This is a genomic window from Pseudomonas graminis (assembly GCF_900111735.1).
In the GTDB taxonomy this organism is placed as follows: domain Bacteria; phylum Pseudomonadota; class Gammaproteobacteria; order Pseudomonadales; family Pseudomonadaceae; genus Aquipseudomonas; species Aquipseudomonas graminis.
In genome coordinates, this window is record NZ_FOHW01000026.1 from 16,820 (window position 1) to 38,275 (window position 21,456).

Sequence of the window (21,456 nt, forward strand, 5' to 3'; positions counted from 1 at the left end):
ATCTGATCGACAGTGTTACACGCAAACATAAGGGATCAAGCGTGGCCACACTGATAAGACCCATTGGCCCAACTGGGGGCAAGCGAGCTCCGGATGTCCAATACTGGTTCATAGCTGCATGAGCCGGCCCCGGCTCATGAATCGCCCACCTGCCCTTCTTGGCCAAGTGGTCTTCGACGGGTACGACTTCGGCTTGCAACTCCCGTATCTGGAGGGTGCCAATCGCATACTGCTGGCGCGCGGCGGATTCTACATCCGCCGATCAGAGCATCCACTGCACCGGTACTGGCGGTTGCCAAAAGCGAAACTGCTGGATCAACTCGAGCTGACTTACCGCGATCTCATAGCGCTGGGCGGCGACAGGTTTGATGAGACATGGCGGTCCTTCTCCCAAAAGGTCGAAGCGGCTCAAGGCGCGCCCGATCGGCAAGCTTTCACATGGGGGCTGGTCTTCCGACTCGCCCCGCTTGCGCAAGGTGGATGCTTGTTGTCAGGGGATTACCACCCGGCGATGGTGGCGGTCGCGAAGCGGATGCACGGGACTTTCTTGGGCCCCTCACGCTCATGGCGCATTGAGGCGTCCACCGAAGTGGTCCGCAATAATCTCGTGCTGGAAATGGGGCTGTCTGAAGATCAGTTCGTGATCCTGGATACCGTCCAAGAGCTGCTGTCCGACGGAAGCGTCGTGCCCGCCGAGACAATGACTCGGATCAGCCTGGGCGGCCCTGCCCAGGATCGCGCCTCAAGCAGCGCGGATGATGTGTCCACTGACGTGTACCTGGCCGCCGTCCCTTCGATTCAGCGAACCGACCTCACAGCTGAAGCGATCGCTGAGGCGCTGAAGCCACATTCTCTGATGGATCACCAACCGGCCGGCATTGAGCATCTGCTGCAGCGAACGAGTGCGCTGCTCGCCGATGACATGGGTTTGGGCAAAACTCGCCAGGCGGTGATCGCTGCAGCAATACGCGCGAAGGACCGGCCCATCCTGGTCATCACATTGTCGACGCTGATCATCAACTGGCAGCGAGAAATCCAGATGGTGTTTCCCGACGCCAAGATCGCCAGGCAGGCATTAGAGCCCGACGCGCAGTGGGTCATCGTCAATTACGAGCGGCTGGGAGATTACGTTCTACAAGCAGGTCATTTTGAGGTGATGATCATCGACGAAGCTCATCGCCTGAAGGAGCCCACCGCTGCGTGGACTCGCCACGGTTTCGACATCGCGGCCAAGATCCCCAATCGCTACCTGCTAACCGGCACACCCGTCCTCAACCGTGAATCAGAACTGCATACCCTGCTGCGCCTTTCCGGCCACCCCGTGGGACAACTTCCCCTCAAAGCCTTCTGCGAACAATTCGCCGGCAGCCCGGACTTCCGGAAGAACCTGCGCGAAGCAATCGGCGACTGGATGCTCCGGCGGCGCAAGGATGTACTACCGAACCTCAAGGGCAAACAGCGGCAAACTCAGCCCATCGAGCTGTCGCCTGAAGAGCGTCGAGAGTACGACCGCATTCGCCTCGAAGACAGGCCAGGCCTCGCAAGACTTGGATCACTCCGACAGATGCTGGAGCAAGTAAAAGTCGGCGTGGTGATGGAGTTGCTCACCGAGTTGGACGTCGAGGACAAGGTCATCCTGTTCTGCGAATTCAAGGACACCGTGACGACGTTACGTGCGCGCTGCGAAGAGGCTGGATACGGATGCGTCACCTTGGTCGGAAGCGATTCCATCAGCAAACGGCAGAAGGCGATCGACGCGTTCCAAGCTGATCCCGATGCTCGGATATTCATCGGCACCACGTCAGCGGCCGGTACAGGCAACAACCTCACCGCCGCAAATTATGTGATGTTTCTCGGCCTGCCCTGGACGCCCGGGCTGCAGGATCAGGCGGAGGATCGAGCTTATCGAAATGGCCAATTGCGGATGGTGGTGGTGAAGATTCCATTGGTGGAAAACACCATCGATCAGGCGTTGTGGCAGATGCTGCAGGAGAAGCGGCAACTGGCGCAGGAGCTGATTGAGCCAGATGCTGCGGCGGGTAATCGGGAGGAGTTGGTTGCGGCTTTGGGGATGGCGCCTGCGATTGGAGCGCCCGTGGGGTCTTGAGCGTGGCTTGTGGTCGAAACGACTGGATTTGCGGGACGATAAATCGCCGTTGATGAGAATCTATTTCCTGCTGCCTCGGGATGGCGACCGTGCAAATGTGGCCCCAATCATCAAAGGGGCTCTTGAGCAAATGATCAGATACTTCACCGCACTGGCCTTGTTGGCCATGCTCTCTGGCTGCACCACGCAGAATGTACCGGACGCAGCTCCAGTGCTTGATAGCAGCCGTAAGCCAGACATTCTGACTCCGGATCTGTACCCGAACGGTGCTGCGTTGGAGAACGATTCCGTTGTTCACTACGGCCGCTACACACTGGTCAGCTCCGCTCCTACAGCGGATCAGCGCGACCTGATGGCGCAGATCGTCGATATCAGCATCCCGGCCAACATGACTCCGAATGTGCGTGAAGCGATGGTGTACGTCCTGGACCGGTCGGGGTATTCGCTTTGCTCCACTGATACCGGTCAGGTGACCGTCTTGTACAGCCGACCGCTGGCTGCGTCGCTTTACAAGATCGGGCCTATGACGCTGCGTAACGCACTGCAGGTGGTTGCAGGTCCAGCTTGGCAGGTTGAGGTTGATGAGGTGAGTCGAGAGGTTTGTTACGTTTTGCGCTCGGGGGTTAAGCTCGAAAGGGCCGACATAAAAGCTCGAAGCATCGTACAGGGCCACCTCAGTAGCAAAGTTGGAGATTTTGGGCTCTGACTTTTAACACCGCGACACCGCATGTGGTCCCTATCACCAGCATCGAACAGCGCAGTTTCTCCGTAACGTGGGGTTAGCAGCTCTGCCTGACTCATTCACAGCTTCGTTGAACCTCCGCAGTGGAAGCCCAAGACAGTCTACTAACTATTGTAAAAGCTTTCGGAGGGGCGACTCCAGCAACCGCAGTTGGCTGATTGGAGGTTTTTTGAACACGCCAGAAGATTCAATTGCTAGGCACGCCAACACCACAAAAGGTTCAAACCAATAGATCACCCATACCGTTCATCGTTTTTTTCCTAAAGGGTGAAGGTGTGAAGTGCAAATGTGCAGATTGCGAGAAAGTGCACTTAGAAGCATCCGGGAGACCTCTAGGCACCTCAGAGAGGCGATTCTGCGAAAACTGCCCTTGCGCAAAAGAGCCCGCACTAGGCGGGCTCCAGAGCAGGGCCATCGCTACAAAGCTAGAAATGCCCTTTTTCTACGGCTACTATCGCCGTAACACATAACGCATACAACAAGACCTTGACCCTCTTAGAGTATTGCGAGCTTTGGTAGTCGTCAACACAACGCGACGGCACGCCGTAGTTATGTGGAGATTCCAAGATGGCGAGTCCGCTTGGCCCTTCCACCTCCGAGGAAATTGCTATGAAGCGATTCATTCCAGAAGAGCTGATCAGAGTCCTGCAAACGGCCTACTGGTCGATCCGGCTGATACGGCTAATTCAGCAAATCTAAGCCGCAGAGCGGGGGCTTCGGCCCCTGCCTCTCCCAACGTCGATGTGCATGAATAGATCGCAAATCGACCTCTATACTCCAAGATGATAAGCGACTACTGGCTGACAGTTCGAATGCACTTGATCAACAGGACTCGTCCAGCTTGACGCCACGTTAAATCGCATGTGCATATCACGCTAAGCCGAAAGCGCGCGGGCGCATCATTGCATCAATGACTCGGCCTATCGGTTGGTTGCCCTTCGTAGGCGCTATGCCGCGATTCAAACAGCTCAAGGCACCACCAACTGTGGCGCGGATCGGTACGCTGTCCGATGAGTCAGCTCTCGACTTCTATAGGTTCAGCACACCTTGGCGGCGACCGTCCTGTCGATAGACTTCGACCTGAGGACGTCGGCTTAGACGACTCAGCACCATCGCTCTGGGTTCAGCCGCATCTTGGACAGAAAATCCTGACCAGACGTGATCAAGAAGTACCGTCGATTGCCGATAATTCCCGATGAGCGCTTTTACAGCTGAAGTTGGCCATAGAATGAGTGGTCTTGGACGTTGTATTTGATATGGAATCAGCTAGGGAGCGGGATGAGCATGGGGTGGCTAGACGGGAAGCTTTCGGCGGTCAAGAAGTCGGTGTCGCACACTATTTCAAGCGCCTCAGAGGCAGTTGCGGGTATTGACATCAAGGAGGCCGCCTCGGGATTAGCAGACGCTGCAGCGACAGCAGCAACGGCAGCAGCGACTAAAACAAAAGAAGCAAGCGTCGAGGCTTACGTCTCAGCTAAAGAAAAATTAGGCGTGATACATAATACAGCTAGCGAAGCTATTTACAGCTTTGACTACAGCGAACTGGCCAAGACAGAGTTCTACTCACGCAATTTCACAAACTACAGAGATCTTTCAACAGCCAAGGTAACAGAGCTTTACCGGTCAACTTTTGAAGTCGACAAAACGACTATGGAAATGGTTGACGACATAAGGCGGCGACTGCCTGTCCCGGCTCAGACCGTTGATGATATCTTTGAGCAGTGCAAGCATGAAGCTATGAGACGCGCTATCGCCGCCTTTGCTTTAGGCGGAGTTTTAAATGATATCGACAACCATAGTGCCAGCAAGTACGAAAACTTAACGGATCGCTACTCCACCTTCGTAGCGGAAAATTCGTATCAAATCAAAGCTTCCAAACCATTCGCGGACCTGGTGAATGAAAGAAATGACGCGAGTATTACCGCCGCGTTTCTTGACAACGGCTACAACTCATCAAGACCACTTGACCCGGCGGGAGCAGATATTGAACACGTTATTTCTAAAAAGGATCTGTACGTTGATCCGATCATTCGGGTCGGCACTACGAATGATCAATATTTTGATCTAATCAACGCTCGGGAAAATCTGGTTTTCGCTGATCATTCGTTGAATCGTTCAATGGGATCAAGGGATGTTCTCAAATATATCGAGGACAGGGGACGGCCAGTAGAAGGAAAGCCCGGCGTTCTCGAGATCGATATCAAACAGCGAGATGGAACCCTAAAAGTCGTCCAAGTCAGTGAAGCAGAGGTTGCGGAAGCTTATTCGCGCGCGGCTGATAAGCGGAGTGAGCATCGTTTGGCTGCTTTGCAGGAGGTTGGGCAAACTATAGCATTGACGGGCGCAGCAATGGCTGCGCAACAGATCGTTGGGCTAATTGTTTTGGAGACGATTGATATATTCGTTGACGAGCTGAAGTCACTGGCAACGAAAGGTAATGTTATTAATGAAGACGGATGGCTTCAAAACTCCACAGACGCTGTTGATCGAATTCGAGCTCGTTTAACCGAGCGTTTCGAGGAGCGTCAAATTTGGGTTAGAGCGAAAAAGACGGGGTTGGAGGCTGGCGTGGCTGGCTCGTTAAGCGTGATCCCCCAAATACTAATCTCGCTAATAATCAAGATTCCAGCATTCGTCCTGGGGCTTATTAGGGAATGCACTCTGAGCGTAGTTCGCTGCGTTCGCGTGATGCTTAGCAACGACTTAAACAAACTTGACAGCATGAAAATACTGTTAGCGGGAGCGGCTTCAGCGATTGTCGGTGTATACGTCGGCCGAGCTGTTTCGACAGCCATAAGCGGAATACCTCTTCTCAACCAATTCAATTCAGCTATCACTGGAGTGCTCACCGGAGTGGTGGTGACGGCTGTACCGTTGGCAGCGGTATATGCCTTTGAGCAAAATAAAAACAAACTAGCGTTCATGGCTACATCTTTGAGATCACAGAAACCTGTGATGGACGAGGACGACGGAATTACCGCCTAGACACCTGTGGTAGAGAAACAATTAAAACCTTTTTGAAAATTCAGTGGATGAAAAGATGAGCCTGCAAATTGAGCAACACCTCGAGAAAATACGGCATGAACTACAGGGCGGGGAGCAGGATCTCGCTCATGGGCGTCAGAGGTCGCTGAAATATTACGTACGGGACATTCACCAGCAGCTCGGGAAGTGGCTTTCAGTGCAGGGGGACAATGAGGACCGGCGTCGCTCTGAGATCAGCTGGGCGCTGGGACTTATCGGCATCCTGGGCGTCATGCTTGCCATTACCCGTTCTGCCACAAGTGATTTCGACTGGGTCCGAGAACACACCGTTGCGTTTCGTTTATGGGCCGTCGTTTTTTGTACTATCTTCATCGGCGTGTCATTAGAACGATCAGCCGTTATTCGATCGTTGTGGAGTTTTGCGAGTACCAAGTTTTTGGTCTCTATCATCCTTTCGGGAGTAGTGCTGTATTCTAAAGGAAGCGCAGCGGCCTACGTGAACGGTGTCTTTCATGTGGATGCCTCGGCATTACCTGTCACACTGGTGTTTACTACAGGCCTTATAATCATAAAGCTGGTGCTACCCTTCATCCTCACTGTTGCTCTATGTCTTTCTATAGTACACGGACTTATTGGAGCAGGCTGGATCAAGGGTAAGCTCGCGGGCATAGAAGCGCACGAGCCTCCTATGTATTCGGTACTTGCGTTTTTTGTATCCACTGTGATTCTGTACTTTGGTTGGGGCTGGTCCCACGACCAAATCGCAGACTCTCGGGTGCCTGGGAAAGTTTACCTCATTGCTCATGCGCTAGATTTCAACTACGCGCATGAGTGCAGCAATGTCGCTCCCAGTCTGCCAGTGATCTTCTTGGGTGCTGGTCAGGAGGCCGTTCTTGTCGCTCCTTACAGGCTTCAGAGCTTCGACTTTGCTGAATTTTTTGAAGGATCGGTAGATGTCCCGACCAATTTCTTACGTCTACGGTGTGAGTACAAGTCCGCGCATGCGTCCGCGCAGTCGAGCTTGAATTAAGGACTTTCAGAGTAACGTAAAGGGTTACTCGGTTGCGGGATCTATCATCCCTCAAGATAAGGAAGCCACGAAGCTAGCCTCAACTGCTGTCTGGCTTCATCAGATGGCTCTTTCATACGTCGCGCGGTTCGCTGGTAACTCGGTGAAGTTGCCGGGGCCGCGCATATCGCTTGATGAGTACTATTCGACTGAGCGGGAGGCCCTCCACATTACCCCTGTTGGTAGCTGCATGGTTATCAAAATGGAGCAGTCCATTAGGCCGCCACCATGATGTGTCAGGGCACACACCTTTTAAGTAGCCCGCACGTCGAAACCGAGGTAACGGAGTGCTTTGGCCATTCGGCCGTTGATGGGCGGGGTCTCATGAGGCCGCAGTGTCCCCACCAGCTCTAGAGCGCAAAAACGTCCAAACACCCTGATTCTGTACTTGGGGTCGTAAATGACGTCGCAGATTCGAGCCGCGAAATCATCACTCCCATGAATCAGGTGGACCAACGTGTTTTGAACGCGCTGCAGATTGTCGTCGTTGTTGTGCCAAAACTTTGCTGGCAGTGCCTCGACGCCACCTTTCGTAAACCGGAGCTGCTCGAGGAAAGCGTGGATACACATCAAGGCCTCTACCAACTCCTCGCGGCTGCAGGCCCGGATCGCCTCAGGGGATCCTAATCCTCGCTGGAGAGTACCGATCAACTGGAGGTAGTTGTCGGGTATGCGCGGTGAGTCAGTGGAAGTCCACTTCCCCCCTAGGTCCATGATCAGGCGCTTCCGATCCTCAGGCGTTCGAACCGCCGCCTTCTGCCAAGCCTCGTCACCTATGGCGTGCTCCAGGCGAACCCAATTGAGGAAACGGTTGGTTTCGATTCTCACAGGCACGCCGATGAATTCGGGTCGGCGGTATCGTTGATCCACCAATATCGCCGAGACCTCCTCGAACGCAGGCAGATACTGCTCGTAGATCGTCTTTTGCAGTTCACCAAGGTAGAGCTGCTGGCCTGTTTTGTGGGCGCTCCCCACCATAACGGTGGCCGGAACCACCGCTTTCAGATTGTTGAAAGGGTCGTGGCGGATCGCTCGACTGGAATGATTCCACACATCCTTGAATTGCTGGTAGACCTGCTGCGTTAAAACCTCGGCGCTATCCCAGACCTCAATGAAGAACTGCTCGACGTCATGGACGCGCTCTTCATCGCCAGGTTGGTCGAGCAAAATCACTGCTTCGCGATTGTTGATCAGACCGCCCCCAGTTAGGTTTGAAGATCCGAGCATGGCCACGCCATCGAAAAGAAAAATTTTCGCGTGAAAATCGTCCGTGAAATACCGAATCGAGCACTTGCCGGCAGTAAGCAGCTGCTTCAGCGCGTCGGGCTGAGTTGAAGCGTTGAGACCCACCAATAGCTCAACCTTGGCGCCACGGCGAACTGCTTCGACAATCTCATTGGCACGAGTGAAATAAGGTGCGGCAAGGCGAATGTGCGACGCGCTGGCCATCAACCTTGTGTACGGGCGCAGCACCTGATCTTGGCCAGGGCTGTTGGTGTAGATGCTCGAGTGGTTCACTTGAGACGTCCTGTCCATTTGGGAGGACTACAGGCTGGCATTAGTGCTATTGAAGATCAACGAGCTCGGCTCACCCTCATACGAATTTACCAAGACGGGCTCAAGCCCAAGTGAAGAATCATTCCTAACCATCCTATCGAGAAGCCCCCGCCAACGCTTTCCGCGCGTGCATCCTGATAATCCATGTTTTGCTGACAAGCTAGCCGGCGCCACTGATGGCTGAGATCAGGATCCGCGGTGAACAGGTGGGAGTTTGGATTAGGAGCTGGATGAGACTTATCCAGCAGGTTTTACAGAGACCACCTCCACGTATTTGAATTTTTTTCGCGCAGCCTTCGTGGCGTCAAGTTCCGCCTGCAGGGTGCTCAACGTTTCAGCGTCGTGAGTGAGCATCTGTGTCTCTCCCTCGAACACATTGCCAACCCGCAGGGTGACTCTCATTCTGGGAGTGAACGACTTAGCAGGTTTATTTTTTTTAAGATCTACGGGAGGCCCGACCACAATGGCAGATGCCTGTTCTGGTGGAGGCGATTCAGGTATCGGAGCAGGCGCTTCTGGCGAGCCAAAGAGCGCCCTCCGCATTTCATCTTCAGTCAAATCTGTGTTCATGATTAATCATCCAGGGAGTGCTTAAGTCTCGCGCGGTCAAATGCGCACGCGGCTATGCAGCGCGACACTTTCCCCGCTCATATTTCTAATTCGCCTAATGCGCTGATTTAGATTTCAGGTGCGTCTTTTACCGCAATTTAGCTCAGCGTACGTCACGCATGGTCTCAATCCAGTCGAAAAAACCTTCGGGCGCCTCGTAATACGCTGCCATTTGCCCCACATGAGATAACGAGACGGTGGGCTCACGATCCTCAGCGGCGATGATCGAATTTCGTAAGCACGTCACCACCGCTTCCAATGCACGGACGTGCTGCGCTCTTGACTCATTGATGTCCGGCACTGGAGCGTGGGAGGCCACGGGGTGCGCAACGTTGTTCGCGATTGGGGGGAGCTCAGCACTACGATCCGTCCAGCGGTTACCGGGATAGCGCTCAGCCTTAGGCGCTTGATCAATTTGATCAACCATTCCTTTCAGCTCTGCAGCATTAATCATCAGAGGCATTGCAGGTTTCCTTCTTTGGCGGGGATAGTATCGCGGCCTACATAACGGCTTTGCCGCACGCGACATATACCAAGACGTTCAAGAAATCGGCCGCTCAGTGCCAGCTCGTTCGAGATCACGCGATCCGACTCCAACGCAACGGCAGGTAGAAGCCGTACACCCGAGGGCGACACATTGAAAAGCAAAGCATCACCCAAAACTTGACCTCAAACCCGTCTTATCCAGAGCGAACGAGAAACACAATTTTTTTGGGCGGCATTCTCCTTATCTCATCGAGCACCTCAGCCAACTCGTCGTCCAACTTCTCAAGCGCATCAGCGGCGGCGTCGCTCATACCGCATTCATACCTTGCAAGCTTGATGTAAGCGCTCGCCTCCGCCTCGAGGCTTATCGCTTCGCAGCGCTGCCGATGGCTCAACGGCTTTGCCGCCAGGCAACGAAGATGGTTCACAGAAGCCCGAGCTTCACTGAGCATGACCTTCTCAAGCTCCCTCATATGGAATAGTGCGTTCATCGTAAGACTCCCGTTGGACGCTCCAATTTAGCCACGCCTCGTCCCAAATACGCTGTAGGGCAAAGGCTTCAATGAGGTCAGACGGGTCGCCTTTTTATGAGGCCGGTACTCCACGAATTCCGCCAGGCACCTGGGCCCTGTTGTGATGCATCAGGTGCTAACCCCGCGTGACGAGTCCGGCCTGAGCTTGTTGCTCCATACGAAATTGCTGATCAGCCCGCTTCTCAACAACGTACTTTCGTCCTCAGACCGGCAACGAGATCTGGCGAAACCCAGAATAATCACACTAATAATCATAAAATAATCATTGCCAATGTAATATTTTGAGATTAGTCTTCGCCCATACCCGCTGATTGAGTACAAAAACGATGAGCAGCTACTGGCGTAAGCAGTTTGAAAAGAACTTCATTCCCACCGAGACGAAGCTAGGCCTGGACGAAATTCTCCAAGAGGCACAGGACGCCTATATGGGATGGCTTGGAGCTTCTCTGACAATGTTTCACGGTCAGGTTGACGATTCAAAACTAACCAACCTAGATCAGATATTCCAAGGCGAAGCACGCATCCAGACTGTCGCAAATGACTGCTACGACTACGCAATCAATGGCCGGCTGCGACTGATCAAAGACGGAGAAACGGAAGACCAGATCAACGATGCATGGGGATGCCTGGCGATTCTGGTGCTCTCTGCGCGACCAGGTATCGAGGTGTTTTCACCAACAGTGAGGGGCCGCCAGCGATATGAGCCTAAGAAGATCGAACATCTTCTGTTTCATGCGCTGGTGAGGGCCCGACTCGATCTGGACACCCACGCAAAATTTGACGAGGACTCAGTGCCCGCTCTGCTGCGTCAAGACACAACGGGCTACCTGACGCTTAGGGAGATCGCGGTGTTGGGTCAGATGTCCGAGCGTGCGGTGCGCAACGCTGCCCAGCCCACAGCAGCGGACCAACTGAAAACTCGGAAAGAAAAGAATCAGACCGTAGTCGACTCATCTGAGGCGCTGCGCTGGCTGAAGGGTCGGAGGGGGTTCGTCGTCACCCGTGCTGACTGATCCTTACACCACCCTAACCATCAACTTCCAGCCATCGCTAAAGAGAACATCATGAGCCTCGAACAATTCAGCACCGTGCTTTCCTCCTCCACCCACAACTTTGCCAACGCGTTGCCGGCCGAGCTGCTGCTCTCGTCGGAGGGTAGCCTACAAACCTTCTATGCCCCGTTTGACTACGTAAACACCGGAGCCAGAATCGTGCTGTGCGGCATCACCCCGGGGCTGCAGCAGGCAAGCCGCGCACTTGACGAAGCCCGCAAGCAGCTGCGCCACGGAGCCTCGGTTGACCAAGCCAGGCAGGCGGCCAAGGAGACAGCCAGTTTCGCAGGCGCGATGCGCGCTAATCTGATCAACATGCTCGACCACGTCGGTGTCCATAGGCTGCTGGGTGTCGACAGCTGTGCTCGCCTTTTCGATACACACCGACACTTGGTGCACTACACCTCCGCATTGCGCTACCCGGTATTTCTGGACGGCCAAAATTACAGCGGCAGTCCTGCAATGCTTAGTCGCTCAAGCCTTCGCCACCAGGTGGAAACTCACTTGGCAGAGGAAATCAAGACACTGGGCCCGCTGTGTCTCTACGTCCCGCTGGGTCCAAAGGTGACTGAGGTCTTCCAGCACCTGCAAGTCAAAGGCCTCCTAAAGCCAGAACAACTGCTGGATGGACTACCACATCCATCAGGAGCGAATGCCGAGCGCATCAGTTACTTCCTCGGCGGCAAGCCTCGCGAGAAGCTGTCGAGCAAGACCAATCCTGCGGTGCTGGACGCCGCCAAGGCGAAGATACTGGCCAAGCTGGCCACTTTGCAGAAGGAAAGCGTCATGAACTGAGTTGGAGGTCGCGTACTTCCTTACGGAAGAAAACGTGCTCTCCCTGGCAAAGGTAGTTGTTGTAGTCACCGCCTGGGGTGGGGCGGCAATTCCCCCCTCTCGTAGCTGGCTTGCCCAGCTTACTGCTCAGCAGTGCAGCGGCTCTGGTCTTCAGTGCCGCTTTTTTTCGTGTACTATCGGCACCAAGCTTTTCACCCCGCTGGCTACTGACGGTCATCAGTAGCACCCGGTAATGGGATTCATCCCAATGCCAACCCAAACACGCATAGCTCCGGGAAGGGCGTGTGGATCTGGTTGAGAATGCTCCCTGTGTCTCCCTGTTCAAAGCAAGACACGCAGCCGTCAACTCGTGAATCGCGAGTCCAAAGGCACACAGGATTCTCTTGAGGTTCGAAGCACTGTCATCGAAGGGCCGCACTGGTGTTGTGGCCCACACTTTTTAAAGCTCACCCAATGGATAGCCTGATGGTCTTGCGAAGGATCATGAGGCTACCCATTGGTAGCCGCTTTTCTCTGCCGGTGGCCCGCCGGCGAAACGCAGGGCTCCTTTTGTGCGCGGATGCGTGCCTTATGTTTGCTGGCCTCAGCCACGATAATCGGCCAGGTGAATCAGTGGGGTGTTTCGATCAATGCCCAAGGATCGATGACATACCTTCTGCCACAGGTGGCATTTTTTTTCCCTTCTGATTCGACGTTAGCTGAGGGCCACCACCGACCAAGTGGCCCTCGGCAAATCCTCCCAATTCCCCGCCTTCCCCTCCTGCCGCTTGACACGTTTCCCCTCCCGCATTAATGATTAGGCCGTGTTTTGCTGACGTCGTCAGCATCATGCCCAGGCAGTCTGGATCATCGCGACTGCAGCACGGTCACCGTGTTCGATCCACCCAAGGCCGATAAGCTTCTGGTAGCGCGGCCGGTCGACGATGTCGATAGAAGCATCTCAAACTACTCACCTCGCGGGGATTCACTTCCCCGACAGGGCAGGTGCTTTTCCGCATTTCAAACTGCAGGAGAAGCCTATGTCCGCACTCACTCACCAAATCGGTTTCGCCCTCGGCACTGTCACCCGGGAAATCATCCGCGCCGTGACTCAGCCGCCAGCCCCGAACCAAACCTACCCTCTGACGTATGCGGAAACTTCGTTGCCGGGCCCATGCCTGCCGCCAAAGAAGGTCACTGACCTCAGCCAGACACCGGCGATCGTTCGCGCTAAGGGCGTCGATCTCTATGATTGGTACGAGGGAAACACTCGGGAAATCACAAAAGCGGCTCGCAAGCGCCGTCAGTGCAAACGCCAGGTCAACTCACCGGAGCCTCAACCATCCGCGTTGCGTATGGGGCCACTGGCTGATCTGATCTAAACCTCGCACCGCGCTCAAGCAACGCGCTGCAGCGCACTTTTCAAAAACGAAGAAGTTGACATTTTTCGAGACCTTTTCCATTCTTGACCCATGTATCGCTGACGTCGTCAGCAACATGCCCAGGCAGTCAAGATCTTCAAGACTGCGATGCGATTGATCGCATTGATCCCCCTAGATCGCCAAGCTTCCGGAAGCGCGATCAGTCGACACAGTCGGCGGAAGCATTTAATCCCAACCCTCGACGGGCCTCCCCCGTCAAGGCAGGCCTCTCGAGTTTTTTTGGAGGTCTGATGAAAACCGAACTGGCTCTGTATCAAGCGCTGATCTCGATCAACGTTCCTGAACAGAAAGCAAATGCAGTGATTGACGCTCTGGAGAACGACATGCACTCGCTACTCGCAACCAAAGCTGATGTAACTGCTCTGCGCACCGACCTCACTGCGGAACTGAAGACTGAAATTTCTCAGCTCGAGGTCAAGCTCACCCTTCGCATGGGCGTCATGCTGTCAGCTGCCGTAGGCATCCTGATCGCAGCCATGAAATTCATGCACTAACAACCCACCTCAAGCTCTACCACCCTCGCGGGGAAATCCTTTCCCCGAAGGGCGAAGTGTTTCTCCGCGTCCGCTTACCAGCACCTGGAGAATCACAATGAGCACAACAGACGCAAAGTTCTTCGACCTGCACACCACCGGTATCGGTTACCTGAACCGAATCCGGGAAGTGAAACCGCGCGGCAAAGGCAGCCCTTTCATGGCTGTCGCTATTGCTGCGTTACACGGATCCGCCGATGCGGTCGAATATTCGTACATCGATTGCAACGTGGTAGGTGCAGAAGCTGAAAAGCTGATCCGCCGTTGCCAGGAAGCGGTCTCTGCCGAAAAGAAGGTTCTTGTCAGCTTTCGGATCGGCGACATCTGGGCAGACGCGTTCACTTACGAGAAAGGCGATAAGAAGGGTCAACCCGGCGCGAGCCTCAAGGGACGGCTGCTATTTATCGGCTGGATCAAGGTGGATGGCGAAACCGTCTATGAAGCCAAACCTCGTGAGGCGGACACTCCCGCCGAACACGTACTGAACAGCGAAGAAGCCTCATGCGCACCCGCTGCCTGAGGCTGCCCAGTGCGTGATTAAACGGCGCCTGCGGGGGCCAATGATGTCCTGACTGCTTTCACCGTTACCTCAACCGATCAACCGATTCCGGGAAAACATCTCCCGATCGGGCCAGGTGTTTTCTCATGCCTGGAGTACGAAAATGACCACCATCGATCAGGTGTCAGCCGAGCCGCGCAACCTCCCTGTGGTTTTAACACCGGGGGCCTGGCAGGAGGCTGTTCACATCCAAGATCCTGTACACACATCAGAGATCAGTAGCCGATTGGGAAATGTTGTCCTGACCGCTTACAGGGAACTGAGCTTTCAACCCGATAAAACCCACGTTGATTTCGGCCTGTACCGTTTCCCTCCAGCAGGAGATCGATCCGCGTATGTCTGGCTGGACCTGACGCTTCACACGATTAAATCCGAAACGGGCCTTCCGTATCTGTGCATTTCCCTCAGAGACGAAGAACCCGTGCTTCGCTGCTAACCCTGCGATAACAAGACCACCTAAAGCCCGACGATCTCGTCGGGCTTTTTTATATCCGTGAGCAGTCGCCTCACGGCGGGTGCTCGATATGCTCGGAGCTGCCAATGATCACTCTCCCCGGCCACCTGGCCATCCGCACCATCAGTGGCCGAAACGGCGATTTCAACGTCGGGCGGCTATCAACCTCCATCGGCGAGTTCGTCATCAAGGACGCCCTCCTCGATCAATACAACGAAGGCAAATACCGAGGTGATTTCGCGATCACCGAGATCCGTCCTTCCTATTACACCAACGGCGGCAGGCTCGTCGTCGAGATACGCGCCAAGCTGGACAGCATGACACTCGATGCCGTCGACAATCTCACCACCGAGGAGGCCGACAGGTTATCGAACACTGAAACGGACCCTATCGACGAAGAGGCAACTGTTGCTGCATCACCGTCACCACGAAGACCTGCTAAGACAAGGTCCTCACAAGCAACCACAGATGACGAAGCACCGTTCGGCATGGTGAAAACCAACCCAGCGGCATCAACCTCTTCCGAAGACGGTGACGCAGAGCTCTTCGGCACGATCTGGCCCTTGACCTCATCTGTTCGACTGGACACCACGGTGGATCGTCAGCAGTTACGTCTGCAATGCGCTCGCCTGGGTGAGCTCGGTTACGTGCACGACTTCAAACAACAGATCTGGAACCTGACCACCCGCCAGCCCTGATTATCACTGACCACTTTCCGTTCCAAACCACCCTCGAGGGGCTCCCCTCCAGGGCGCTCCTTGTCACACCAGGAGCTCACATGAACCCAGTTTTAAAAACACTCACCCTCCCCGTTCTGGCGGAGATCGAAACGTTGCTCGCCGGATGTTCGTCTGTCGACGAGGACCTGTGGGATTTGCTGGTGGACGACCTCGGCCTTACCGCTGAGCAGGCAGACGCTGCAGTGGAAATGCGGCCTCGCTACACGACAGGAATTCCAACCAACGGGCGTTGCCTGCTGCTTCAAAAACTCACTCTTGCGAGCAACGCTCCCGAGACAAAACTCCCCCATCACAAACATCTGAACTACGACCAACTGCTCGATGCATACCGCACGCTGCTACAGGATCGCCCCGGCCAGCTTCTCAAGCTGGGGACGCACTGGGCAGCGGGATTGAATACCCAAGGTCGGTTGTATTGCACGCCCGTTGATCCAGATGGCGCCCGGACAATGTTCGAAGTTTTCGACTTTGATCGTGAAGCGTTTGTGGAGAATCACTGGCAATGCGAGACGCCAGCGCAGACACAATCTGCCGTTCTAAACCCTGTTTTCATCTAACCCTTACATCACACCCGCGAGGGGCATTCCTGCCCTTTCGGGGGAGTGCCCTCCGTCATGGAGGCTCACATGATCTGCTCAACGCAACTCTTCCAGATCCAGGAGTGCCCGGACCTTTACGTAGACGCATGCGTTTGTGACCAGGGACGGTATCTGGTGTTCATGTCTCTCTGGGGGCGCGACACCGCGCTGCAAGAGTTCCTGGCGAGACTGACCCTAGGCTCAGCAGAAAATGGACTGACGCAATTTCACATCCTGCAGGATGGCCGGAGTCTTCCGGTCTTCCCGAACGCAGATCAGCTTGAGAAACGTACGACCCGCCAGTACCGCAGCACGCTCTTCGGGAGCCTGGTGCACCTTTGGCTGTTCGATAAGCGCTGCGCCCAACCTGACCACGCCAATCACTTCGCCTACGCACTTCTGGAGAGGGACACCGAAGTGGGCGCCAGTCTCTGGCCGCTCATCGTCGAAACCTGTCCCTTACCACTTCTGCCGCACTGGCAAACGCCGGTGCTGGAAGTGCTGACAGAGCTCCAGATGCTCACGGCCCTTCCCGGAGCCATCGGCTCCATCAGCGGCTGGCAACTCAACCTGCAGCTCGCTCCTCTGGAGCAGGCACTTGGCGATCTGATTCGCCAAGGGCAACTCACCACCAACTGACCCACTTTCGCGATGCGTTTACGCACAGAAACCCAGGAGGCCCTATGGCTCTCATGTTCCCTCGCCTTGCTCGCAATTTCGCGCGCAATGGTTATTACCCAACCGACGAAATCACTCTAGAGCGTACGCTCCAGGCGTTAGCCCCAAGCTCGACGGGAAGAATGCGAATATTTGACCCATGCGCTGGCGAAGGCGCAGCGCTCGCAGAGGCCGCCCACTTGCTTGGGCGAGAGCAGGTCGAAGCGTTCGCCGTCGAGTACGACAGCCAGCGCGCAGACCATGCTCGAAAGCTGCTTGATCGTGTGCTGCACAGCGATCTCATGGACACAATGATCAGTCGACAGTCCTTCGGGCTGCTCTGGCTCAACCCACCTTACGGCGATCTGGTCTCCGATCAGGCCGGCACTTCGCAGTACCAAGGCACCGGCCGGCGACGCCTGGAAAAGCTGTTCTACCAAAGAACGCTGCCCCTCCTGCAGTACGGCGGAGTGCTGGTTTTTATCGTTCCACACTACGTCCTGGACGATGAGCTGTGTGGGTGGCTGTGCAGTCACTTCGCCGAGCTGCGTATCCATGCGGCTGCGGACCCGACCTTCAAGCAAGTTGTGATTTTCGGGATCCGTGTACGCAGACAGGACATCTGCAGAACCAGTAACGTTACTGAGATGCGCGACCTAATGCGGGCGATCGGTGCTGGGGAAAAAGCTGCCGAAGCGCTTCCCGCGATTTGGCCATGGGAGCGGTACGCGGTATTGCCTGTGGTCAACGAGCTGGAGCACTTTTACCGCATGACCTTGGAGCCGGAGCAGTTCGGCGCTGAAATCCACCGCTTGAAGGGCCTTTGGCCTGACTTCGTCCTCCACTTCCGTCAAACCGGCGCTCGACCTCGGCCTCCGGTCAAGGCGTTATCGCGCTGGCATCTCGCACTTGCACTCGCGGCAGGGGCGATTACAGGCGTGGTCACCTCTCGCTCTGGACGAGTCCTGGCGCTCAAAGGGGATACTCACAAAGACAAGGTCGCAAAGACCGAATTCACGGAGGACGAAGACGGTAACGTCTCTGAAACGCGGATCCTGACTGATCGTTTCGTGCCCATCATCCGGGCGTGGGACATGACGCCGGGCTCCGAACATCTCGGGCGTGTCGTCACCATAAGCTCATCAGCAGACGCATCGCCTGAACCGGATCTCCCGGTTGCGGCGGCTCCTCCAACCCCGTCACCGACCGAGCTATTTGAATCCGGCCGGCTGTTGTTCACGCAGTCGGTACAGCACCTCGTTGAAAACCGGCTTCTCGACGCGATTTTCTACCTCGACCGGCATTTCGCGGGTGATTGGGGTGAGCTGAGCGAAGACGACTGGAACAGCAACCAACGCGCGCTGAAGACAGGCGATCGCCTGATCTCCTGCTACGAAATCAGTGCCGGCGACGAGACCCGACTCTGGATCATCACTGATAGGGACAGAGGTGCAACCACCGTGTTGCTGCCCTCCGACTACTGAAACTCACTACGCCTCTCACCACCCATCCAGCCAGACCCGCAGGGTATTCACCATACCCATCGGGTGTCGTGCATGCCCTGTTTCATCCTCAAAGGAGAAACACCATGAACGACCTCACCCACATACCCGCACCGTCCGACAGCCTGACTATCGGCCTCACCGCTTTCATCGAAGAGTTCGGTGACGATCTGCTTGAATCTCTCAATCATTCAAACCCTCCGGTTTACGCCTGCAACGCTAACGCAGCTCGTCAGCGAGTAATGGACCAACTGCAACGCAAGCCCTTCCAAGCCCAGGCTGAAGTGGTCCAGGCAATCGCCGCGCTTCTACTCGATCGCAACGAGCAGGCCGGCATCATCAACGCGGAAATGGGCACTGGCAAAACCATGATGGCCATCGCCGTGGCAGCAGTGATGCACGCCGCCGGCTATCGTCGAACCATGGTTATCTCTCCACCGCACCTGGTCTACAAGTGGCGCCGGGAAATCCTTGAAACCATCCCCGATGCTCGCGTCTGGGTGCTGAATGGACCCGATACCCTGATGAAGTTGCTCAAGCTGCGGGAGCAGCTGGAGCTGCCTCACGACGGGCGACAAGAGTTTTTCATTCTCGGCCGAGTCCGGATGCGGATGGGTTTTCACTGGCGTCTGGCGTGTTGGCAACGACGTGCCGGCGGAGGTCGAATACTCGCCGGATGTCCGGACTGCGGCCGAGTGCTGGAGGAGCAAGAGGGCAATCTGGTCACGATCGAAGAGTTTCAGCGAGAGGAACGCCGCCGGCGCTGTTCTCGCTGTGACGCAGCGCTCTGGACCTTGATGCGCCCGGGCAAAACAGATGGCGGTACTCGCCGCTCAACCATACTCAAATCGATGTGCCGCATCCCAACGATCGGCCCCGTGCGGGCTGAACGGCTGCTCACCGATTTCGGAGAGGATTTTCTCGCCTCAATGCTGGTGGACAACGTATCGGAGTTCATCAACTTGATGGGCTCCGATGGCAATTTCATCTTCAACGACCGCCAGGCCAAGCGCATGGAACGTGCGATGGCGAACATCGAGTTCGGCTTCGGCGAAGGCGGTTATCAACCCACTGAGTTCATCAAGCGATACCTGCCCGATGGATGCTTCGACCTGCTCGTGATTGACGAGGGACATGAGTACAAAAACAGTGGCTCGGCTCAAGGCCAGGCTATGGGAGTGCTGGCAGCCAAGGCCCGAAAAACCTTGCTGCTGACCGGCACACTCATGGGCGGCTATGCGGACGATCTGTTCTACCTCCTGTTCCGCGTTCTCACACGACGCATGATCGAAGACGGCTACCAACCCAGCGCGCGCGGCAGCATGGCACCTGCAGCCATGTCCTTCATGCGCGATCACGGAGTCCTGAAAGACATTTACACCGAGCGCGATGGCGACTCACACAAGACGGCGAAAGGTAAAAAACTGTCGGTACGTACGGTAAAAGCGCCTGGATTTGGACCGAAAGGCATCCACCGCTTCGTGCTCCCCTTCACCGTGTTCCTAAAACTCAAAGACATCGGCGGCAGCGTTCTGCCTGACTACCACGAGGAGTTTATCGACATCCCAATGGCGCCTGATCAGGCCTTGGCCTACCAGAAACTCGCCACATCACTCACAGCTGAACTGCGCCAGGCGCTCGCTCGCCGCGACACCACGCTCTTGGGAGTGGTGCTCAACGTGCTGCTGGCATGGCCCGACTGCTGCTTCCGTCCGGAGGTGGTTAAACACCCTCGATCCAAAGACACGCTGGCCTACGTGTCGTCGATCTTCGGGGATGAGGACTTAATGCCCAAGGAACAAGCACTGCTGGACCTGTGCCTGTCGGAGAAAGCCAACAACCGCAAGGTGCTGGTCTATTCCGTATATACCGGCACACGAGACACCACCGCCAGACTCAAACGAGTGTTGGAAACTGCAGGTTTGAAGGTCGCTGTCCTTCGAGCCAGCGTCGACACCGCCAGGCGAGAAGACTGGATTCTCGATCAGGTTGATCGCGGTATCGACGTGCTGATCACAAACCCGGAGCTGGTGAAAACGGGGCTTGATCTGCTCGACTTTCCGACCATCGCTTTTCTGCAAACGGGATACAACGTGTACACCCTGCAGCAAGCGTCGCGGCGGTCATGGAGAATCGGTCAGAAGCAGCCGGTGCGAGTAGTGTTCTTCGGCTATGCCGGAACATCGCAAATCACTTGTCTGCAATTGATGGCCAGGAAGATTGCCGTAGCTCAGAGCACCTCGGGAGACGTGCCTGAGTCGGGTCTCGACTCTTTGAACCAGGATGGGGACTCGGTTGAGATGGCGCTGGCTAGGCAGCTGATTGCTTTGTGAAATTCGTGCCACCTTCGGGTGGCTTTTTTTTGGCCCAAAAAATGTGAGGCCGTTGCGGCGCTGCGCCAACGAGGTGAGCAAGCTGGTGGGTCGACCTGCTGCTCGTCACCTCGGCTGGCATTTGGGAGTCGCGACCAAGTACTGTATATGCAAACAGTATTAGGGTTTAACCGATGGACGCCGAAGTGGAAACGGAGTGGCCCGATGGATTCACGCGGGAAGAAATGCTCGAGCAGCAGTCGCGCCTGCTTGTGGAGGAATGTCACATGCTCCAGAAGGAGCTGAGCCGGTATCGGAAGAACATGGCGAAGCTGATCGGCATGCATGCGGACGTCGCGATTGAGCGGGACACACTCCGAGCTCGGTTAAGGAAGATCGAGGTTCAGCTGTCGGATTGTCAACGGGAGAAGTCGGCCTTGGGGAATCGAGTTGCTGGTCTGGAAAGCTGTCGGGAGCAGTTGGAAGCGATACACAAGGCTCGACGTGATTTGACGCGCCCTGACGCGCCGGTTTTGCGTGGAGATTTATGAACATCGACTCTCGGGTGGTGCCATTACGATGACTACTAAACGCCATAAGCGGCGAGGACGTGAGGAATGCTTGCGGAGCGAAATTGCCGATTTAGGACAACCAAAGCCGTTCAGAGTCACGTCGATGACCAGGGAGGGTTGCGGAAGGGCGCTATGGAAGTCCGCTTAATCTTTGGTTAGGAGACGACCAAAAGGTTGCGGGCTGCTGCTGTAA

Annotated in this window: 19 protein-coding genes and 1 pseudogene; 16 read left to right on the forward strand and 4 right to left on the reverse strand. The window is 55.5% G+C overall.

The features are described 5' to 3' along the window. Window positions 1–118: 118 nt before the first annotated feature. From BMY98_RS18330 to BMY98_RS18345, 4 genes and pseudogenes are all read left to right on the forward strand, one after another. Window positions 119–2,107, forward strand: a complete 1,989-nt coding sequence (locus tag BMY98_RS18330) for a DEAD/DEAH box helicase (RefSeq protein WP_074891501.1) — start codon at window positions 119–121, stop codon at window positions 2,105–2,107. Window positions 2,108–2,237: 130 nt separating this feature from the next. Continuing rightward, window positions 2,238–2,738: pseudogene (gene pilL2 / locus BMY98_RS18335) on the forward strand (PFGI-1 class ICE element type IV pilus protein PilL2); the annotation flags it as partial. Window positions 2,739–4,127: 1,389 nt separating this feature from the next. Continuing rightward, window positions 4,128–5,834 carry a hypothetical protein gene (locus BMY98_RS18340; RefSeq protein WP_083398828.1) on the forward strand — a complete coding sequence of 569 codons (1,707 nt, stop codon included), beginning with the start codon at window positions 4,128–4,130 and terminating at the stop codon, window positions 5,832–5,834. 55 nt (window positions 5,835–5,889) lie between these two features. Further along, window positions 5,890–6,864, forward strand: coding sequence for a hypothetical protein (locus BMY98_RS18345; RefSeq protein ID WP_074891504.1), 975 nt, complete (start codon window positions 5,890–5,892; stop codon window positions 6,862–6,864). A 291-nt stretch (window positions 6,865–7,155) separates the two neighbouring features. On the opposite strand, the gene BMY98_RS18350 is transcribed toward BMY98_RS18345, so the two are convergent. From BMY98_RS18350 to BMY98_RS18365, 4 genes are all read right to left on the reverse strand, one after another. Further along, window positions 7,156–8,421: a phospholipase D-like domain-containing protein gene (locus BMY98_RS18350; RefSeq protein WP_139214532.1), complete on the reverse strand. Its 1,266-nt coding sequence runs from the start codon at window positions 8,419–8,421 to the stop codon at window positions 7,156–7,158. Between the two features lie 276 nt (window positions 8,422–8,697). Then, window positions 8,698–9,030, reverse strand: a complete 333-nt coding sequence (locus BMY98_RS18355; protein ID WP_074891507.1) for a hypothetical protein — start codon at window positions 9,028–9,030, stop codon at window positions 8,698–8,700. Window positions 9,031–9,172: 142 nt separating this feature from the next. Beyond that, window positions 9,173–9,532, reverse strand: coding sequence for a hypothetical protein (locus BMY98_RS18360; protein ID WP_074891509.1), 360 nt, complete (start codon window positions 9,530–9,532; stop codon window positions 9,173–9,175). A gap of 217 nt (window positions 9,533–9,749) precedes the next feature. After that, on the reverse strand, window positions 9,750–10,046 hold the full coding sequence (locus BMY98_RS18365; protein WP_074891511.1) for a hypothetical protein: 297 nt from the start codon (window positions 10,044–10,046) through the stop codon (window positions 9,750–9,752). A 368-nt stretch (window positions 10,047–10,414) separates the two neighbouring features. On the opposite strand from BMY98_RS18365, the gene BMY98_RS18370 reads away from it, so the two are divergent. The 12 genes from BMY98_RS18370 (at window position 10,415) to BMY98_RS18430 (ending at window position 21,242) form a co-directional block, all read left to right on the forward strand. Then, window positions 10,415–11,101 carry a hypothetical protein gene (locus BMY98_RS18370; protein WP_074891513.1) on the forward strand — a complete coding sequence of 229 codons (687 nt, stop codon included), beginning with the start codon at window positions 10,415–10,417 and terminating at the stop codon, window positions 11,099–11,101. Between the two features lie 51 nt (window positions 11,102–11,152). Then, window positions 11,153–11,935, forward strand: coding sequence for a hypothetical protein (locus BMY98_RS18375; protein WP_074891515.1), 783 nt, complete (start codon window positions 11,153–11,155; stop codon window positions 11,933–11,935). A gap of 1,019 nt (window positions 11,936–12,954) precedes the next feature. Beyond that, window positions 12,955–13,296, forward strand: coding sequence for a hypothetical protein (locus BMY98_RS18385; protein ID WP_074891520.1), 342 nt, complete (start codon window positions 12,955–12,957; stop codon window positions 13,294–13,296). Between the two features lie 290 nt (window positions 13,297–13,586). After that, a complete protein-coding gene (locus BMY98_RS18390) occupies window positions 13,587–13,850 on the forward strand; it encodes a hypothetical protein (protein WP_074891521.1) in 264 nt (87 codons plus the stop codon). 97 nt (window positions 13,851–13,947) lie between these two features. Further along, window positions 13,948–14,409, forward strand: a complete 462-nt coding sequence (locus BMY98_RS18395; RefSeq protein WP_074891523.1) for an STY4534 family ICE replication protein — start codon at window positions 13,948–13,950, stop codon at window positions 14,407–14,409. Between the two features lie 142 nt (window positions 14,410–14,551). Continuing rightward, window positions 14,552–14,884, forward strand: a complete 333-nt coding sequence (locus BMY98_RS18400; RefSeq protein WP_074891525.1) for a hypothetical protein — start codon at window positions 14,552–14,554, stop codon at window positions 14,882–14,884. A 104-nt stretch (window positions 14,885–14,988) separates the two neighbouring features. Further along, a complete protein-coding gene (locus BMY98_RS18405; protein WP_074891527.1) occupies window positions 14,989–15,600 on the forward strand; it encodes a DUF3275 family protein in 612 nt (203 codons plus the stop codon). An 80-nt stretch (window positions 15,601–15,680) separates the two neighbouring features. After that, a complete protein-coding gene (locus BMY98_RS18410; protein ID WP_074891529.1) occupies window positions 15,681–16,199 on the forward strand; it encodes a hypothetical protein in 519 nt (172 codons plus the stop codon). Window positions 16,200–16,268: 69 nt separating this feature from the next. Further along, window positions 16,269–16,859 (forward strand): hypothetical protein, encoded by a 591-nt coding sequence (locus tag BMY98_RS18415; protein ID WP_074891531.1) that lies wholly within the window; start codon window positions 16,269–16,271, stop codon window positions 16,857–16,859. Between the two features lie 44 nt (window positions 16,860–16,903). Continuing rightward, window positions 16,904–18,361 (forward strand): DUF6094 domain-containing protein, encoded by a 1,458-nt coding sequence (locus tag BMY98_RS18420; RefSeq protein WP_074891533.1) that lies wholly within the window; start codon window positions 16,904–16,906, stop codon window positions 18,359–18,361. Between the two features lie 104 nt (window positions 18,362–18,465). After that, on the forward strand, window positions 18,466–20,712 hold the full coding sequence (locus BMY98_RS18425; protein ID WP_074891535.1) for a DEAD/DEAH box helicase: 2,247 nt from the start codon (window positions 18,466–18,468) through the stop codon (window positions 20,710–20,712). Window positions 20,713–20,885: 173 nt separating this feature from the next. Beyond that, window positions 20,886–21,242, forward strand: a complete 357-nt coding sequence (locus BMY98_RS18430) for a hypothetical protein (RefSeq protein ID WP_074891537.1) — start codon at window positions 20,886–20,888, stop codon at window positions 21,240–21,242. The last annotated feature ends 214 nt before the right edge of the window (window positions 21,243–21,456 follow it).

What these genes read in the sequence shown, in the direction of transcription:
- BMY98_RS18430 (WP_074891537.1), top strand. Translation starts at nt 20,886, where the DNA reads ATGGACGCCGAAGTGGAAACGGAGTGGCCCGATGGATTCACGCGGGAA.
- BMY98_RS18370 (WP_074891513.1), top strand. Translation starts at nt 10,415, where the DNA reads ATGAGCAGCTACTGGCGTAAGCAGTTTGAAAAGAACTTCATTCCCACC.
- BMY98_RS18405 (WP_074891527.1), top strand. Translation starts at nt 14,989, where the DNA reads ATGATCACTCTCCCCGGCCACCTGGCCATCCGCACCATCAGTGGCCGA.
- BMY98_RS18425 (WP_074891535.1), top strand. Translation starts at nt 18,466, where the DNA reads ATGAACGACCTCACCCACATACCCGCACCGTCCGACAGCCTGACTATC.
- BMY98_RS18390 (WP_074891521.1), top strand. Translation starts at nt 13,587, where the DNA reads ATGAAAACCGAACTGGCTCTGTATCAAGCGCTGATCTCGATCAACGTT.
- BMY98_RS18400 (WP_074891525.1), top strand. Translation starts at nt 14,552, where the DNA reads ATGACCACCATCGATCAGGTGTCAGCCGAGCCGCGCAACCTCCCTGTG.
- BMY98_RS18360 (WP_074891509.1), bottom strand. Translation starts at nt 9,532, where the DNA reads ATGCCTCTGATGATTAATGCTGCAGAGCTGAAAGGAATGGTTGATCAA.
- BMY98_RS18410 (WP_074891529.1), top strand. Translation starts at nt 15,681, where the DNA reads ATGAACCCAGTTTTAAAAACACTCACCCTCCCCGTTCTGGCGGAGATC.
- BMY98_RS18415 (WP_074891531.1), top strand. Translation starts at nt 16,269, where the DNA reads ATGATCTGCTCAACGCAACTCTTCCAGATCCAGGAGTGCCCGGACCTT.
- BMY98_RS18345 (WP_074891504.1), top strand. Translation starts at nt 5,890, where the DNA reads ATGAGCCTGCAAATTGAGCAACACCTCGAGAAAATACGGCATGAACTA.
- BMY98_RS18420 (WP_074891533.1), top strand. Translation starts at nt 16,904, where the DNA reads ATGGCTCTCATGTTCCCTCGCCTTGCTCGCAATTTCGCGCGCAATGGT.
- BMY98_RS18385 (WP_074891520.1), top strand. Translation starts at nt 12,955, where the DNA reads ATGTCCGCACTCACTCACCAAATCGGTTTCGCCCTCGGCACTGTCACC.
- BMY98_RS18375 (WP_074891515.1), top strand. Translation starts at nt 11,153, where the DNA reads ATGAGCCTCGAACAATTCAGCACCGTGCTTTCCTCCTCCACCCACAAC.
- BMY98_RS18330 (WP_074891501.1), top strand. Translation starts at nt 119, where the DNA reads ATGAGCCGGCCCCGGCTCATGAATCGCCCACCTGCCCTTCTTGGCCAA.
- BMY98_RS18395 (WP_074891523.1), top strand. Translation starts at nt 13,948, where the DNA reads ATGAGCACAACAGACGCAAAGTTCTTCGACCTGCACACCACCGGTATC.
- BMY98_RS18365 (WP_074891511.1), bottom strand. Translation starts at nt 10,046, where the DNA reads ATGAACGCACTATTCCATATGAGGGAGCTTGAGAAGGTCATGCTCAGT.
- BMY98_RS18340 (WP_083398828.1), top strand. Translation starts at nt 4,128, where the DNA reads ATGAGCATGGGGTGGCTAGACGGGAAGCTTTCGGCGGTCAAGAAGTCG.
- BMY98_RS18355 (WP_074891507.1), bottom strand. Translation starts at nt 9,030, where the DNA reads ATGAACACAGATTTGACTGAAGATGAAATGCGGAGGGCGCTCTTTGGC.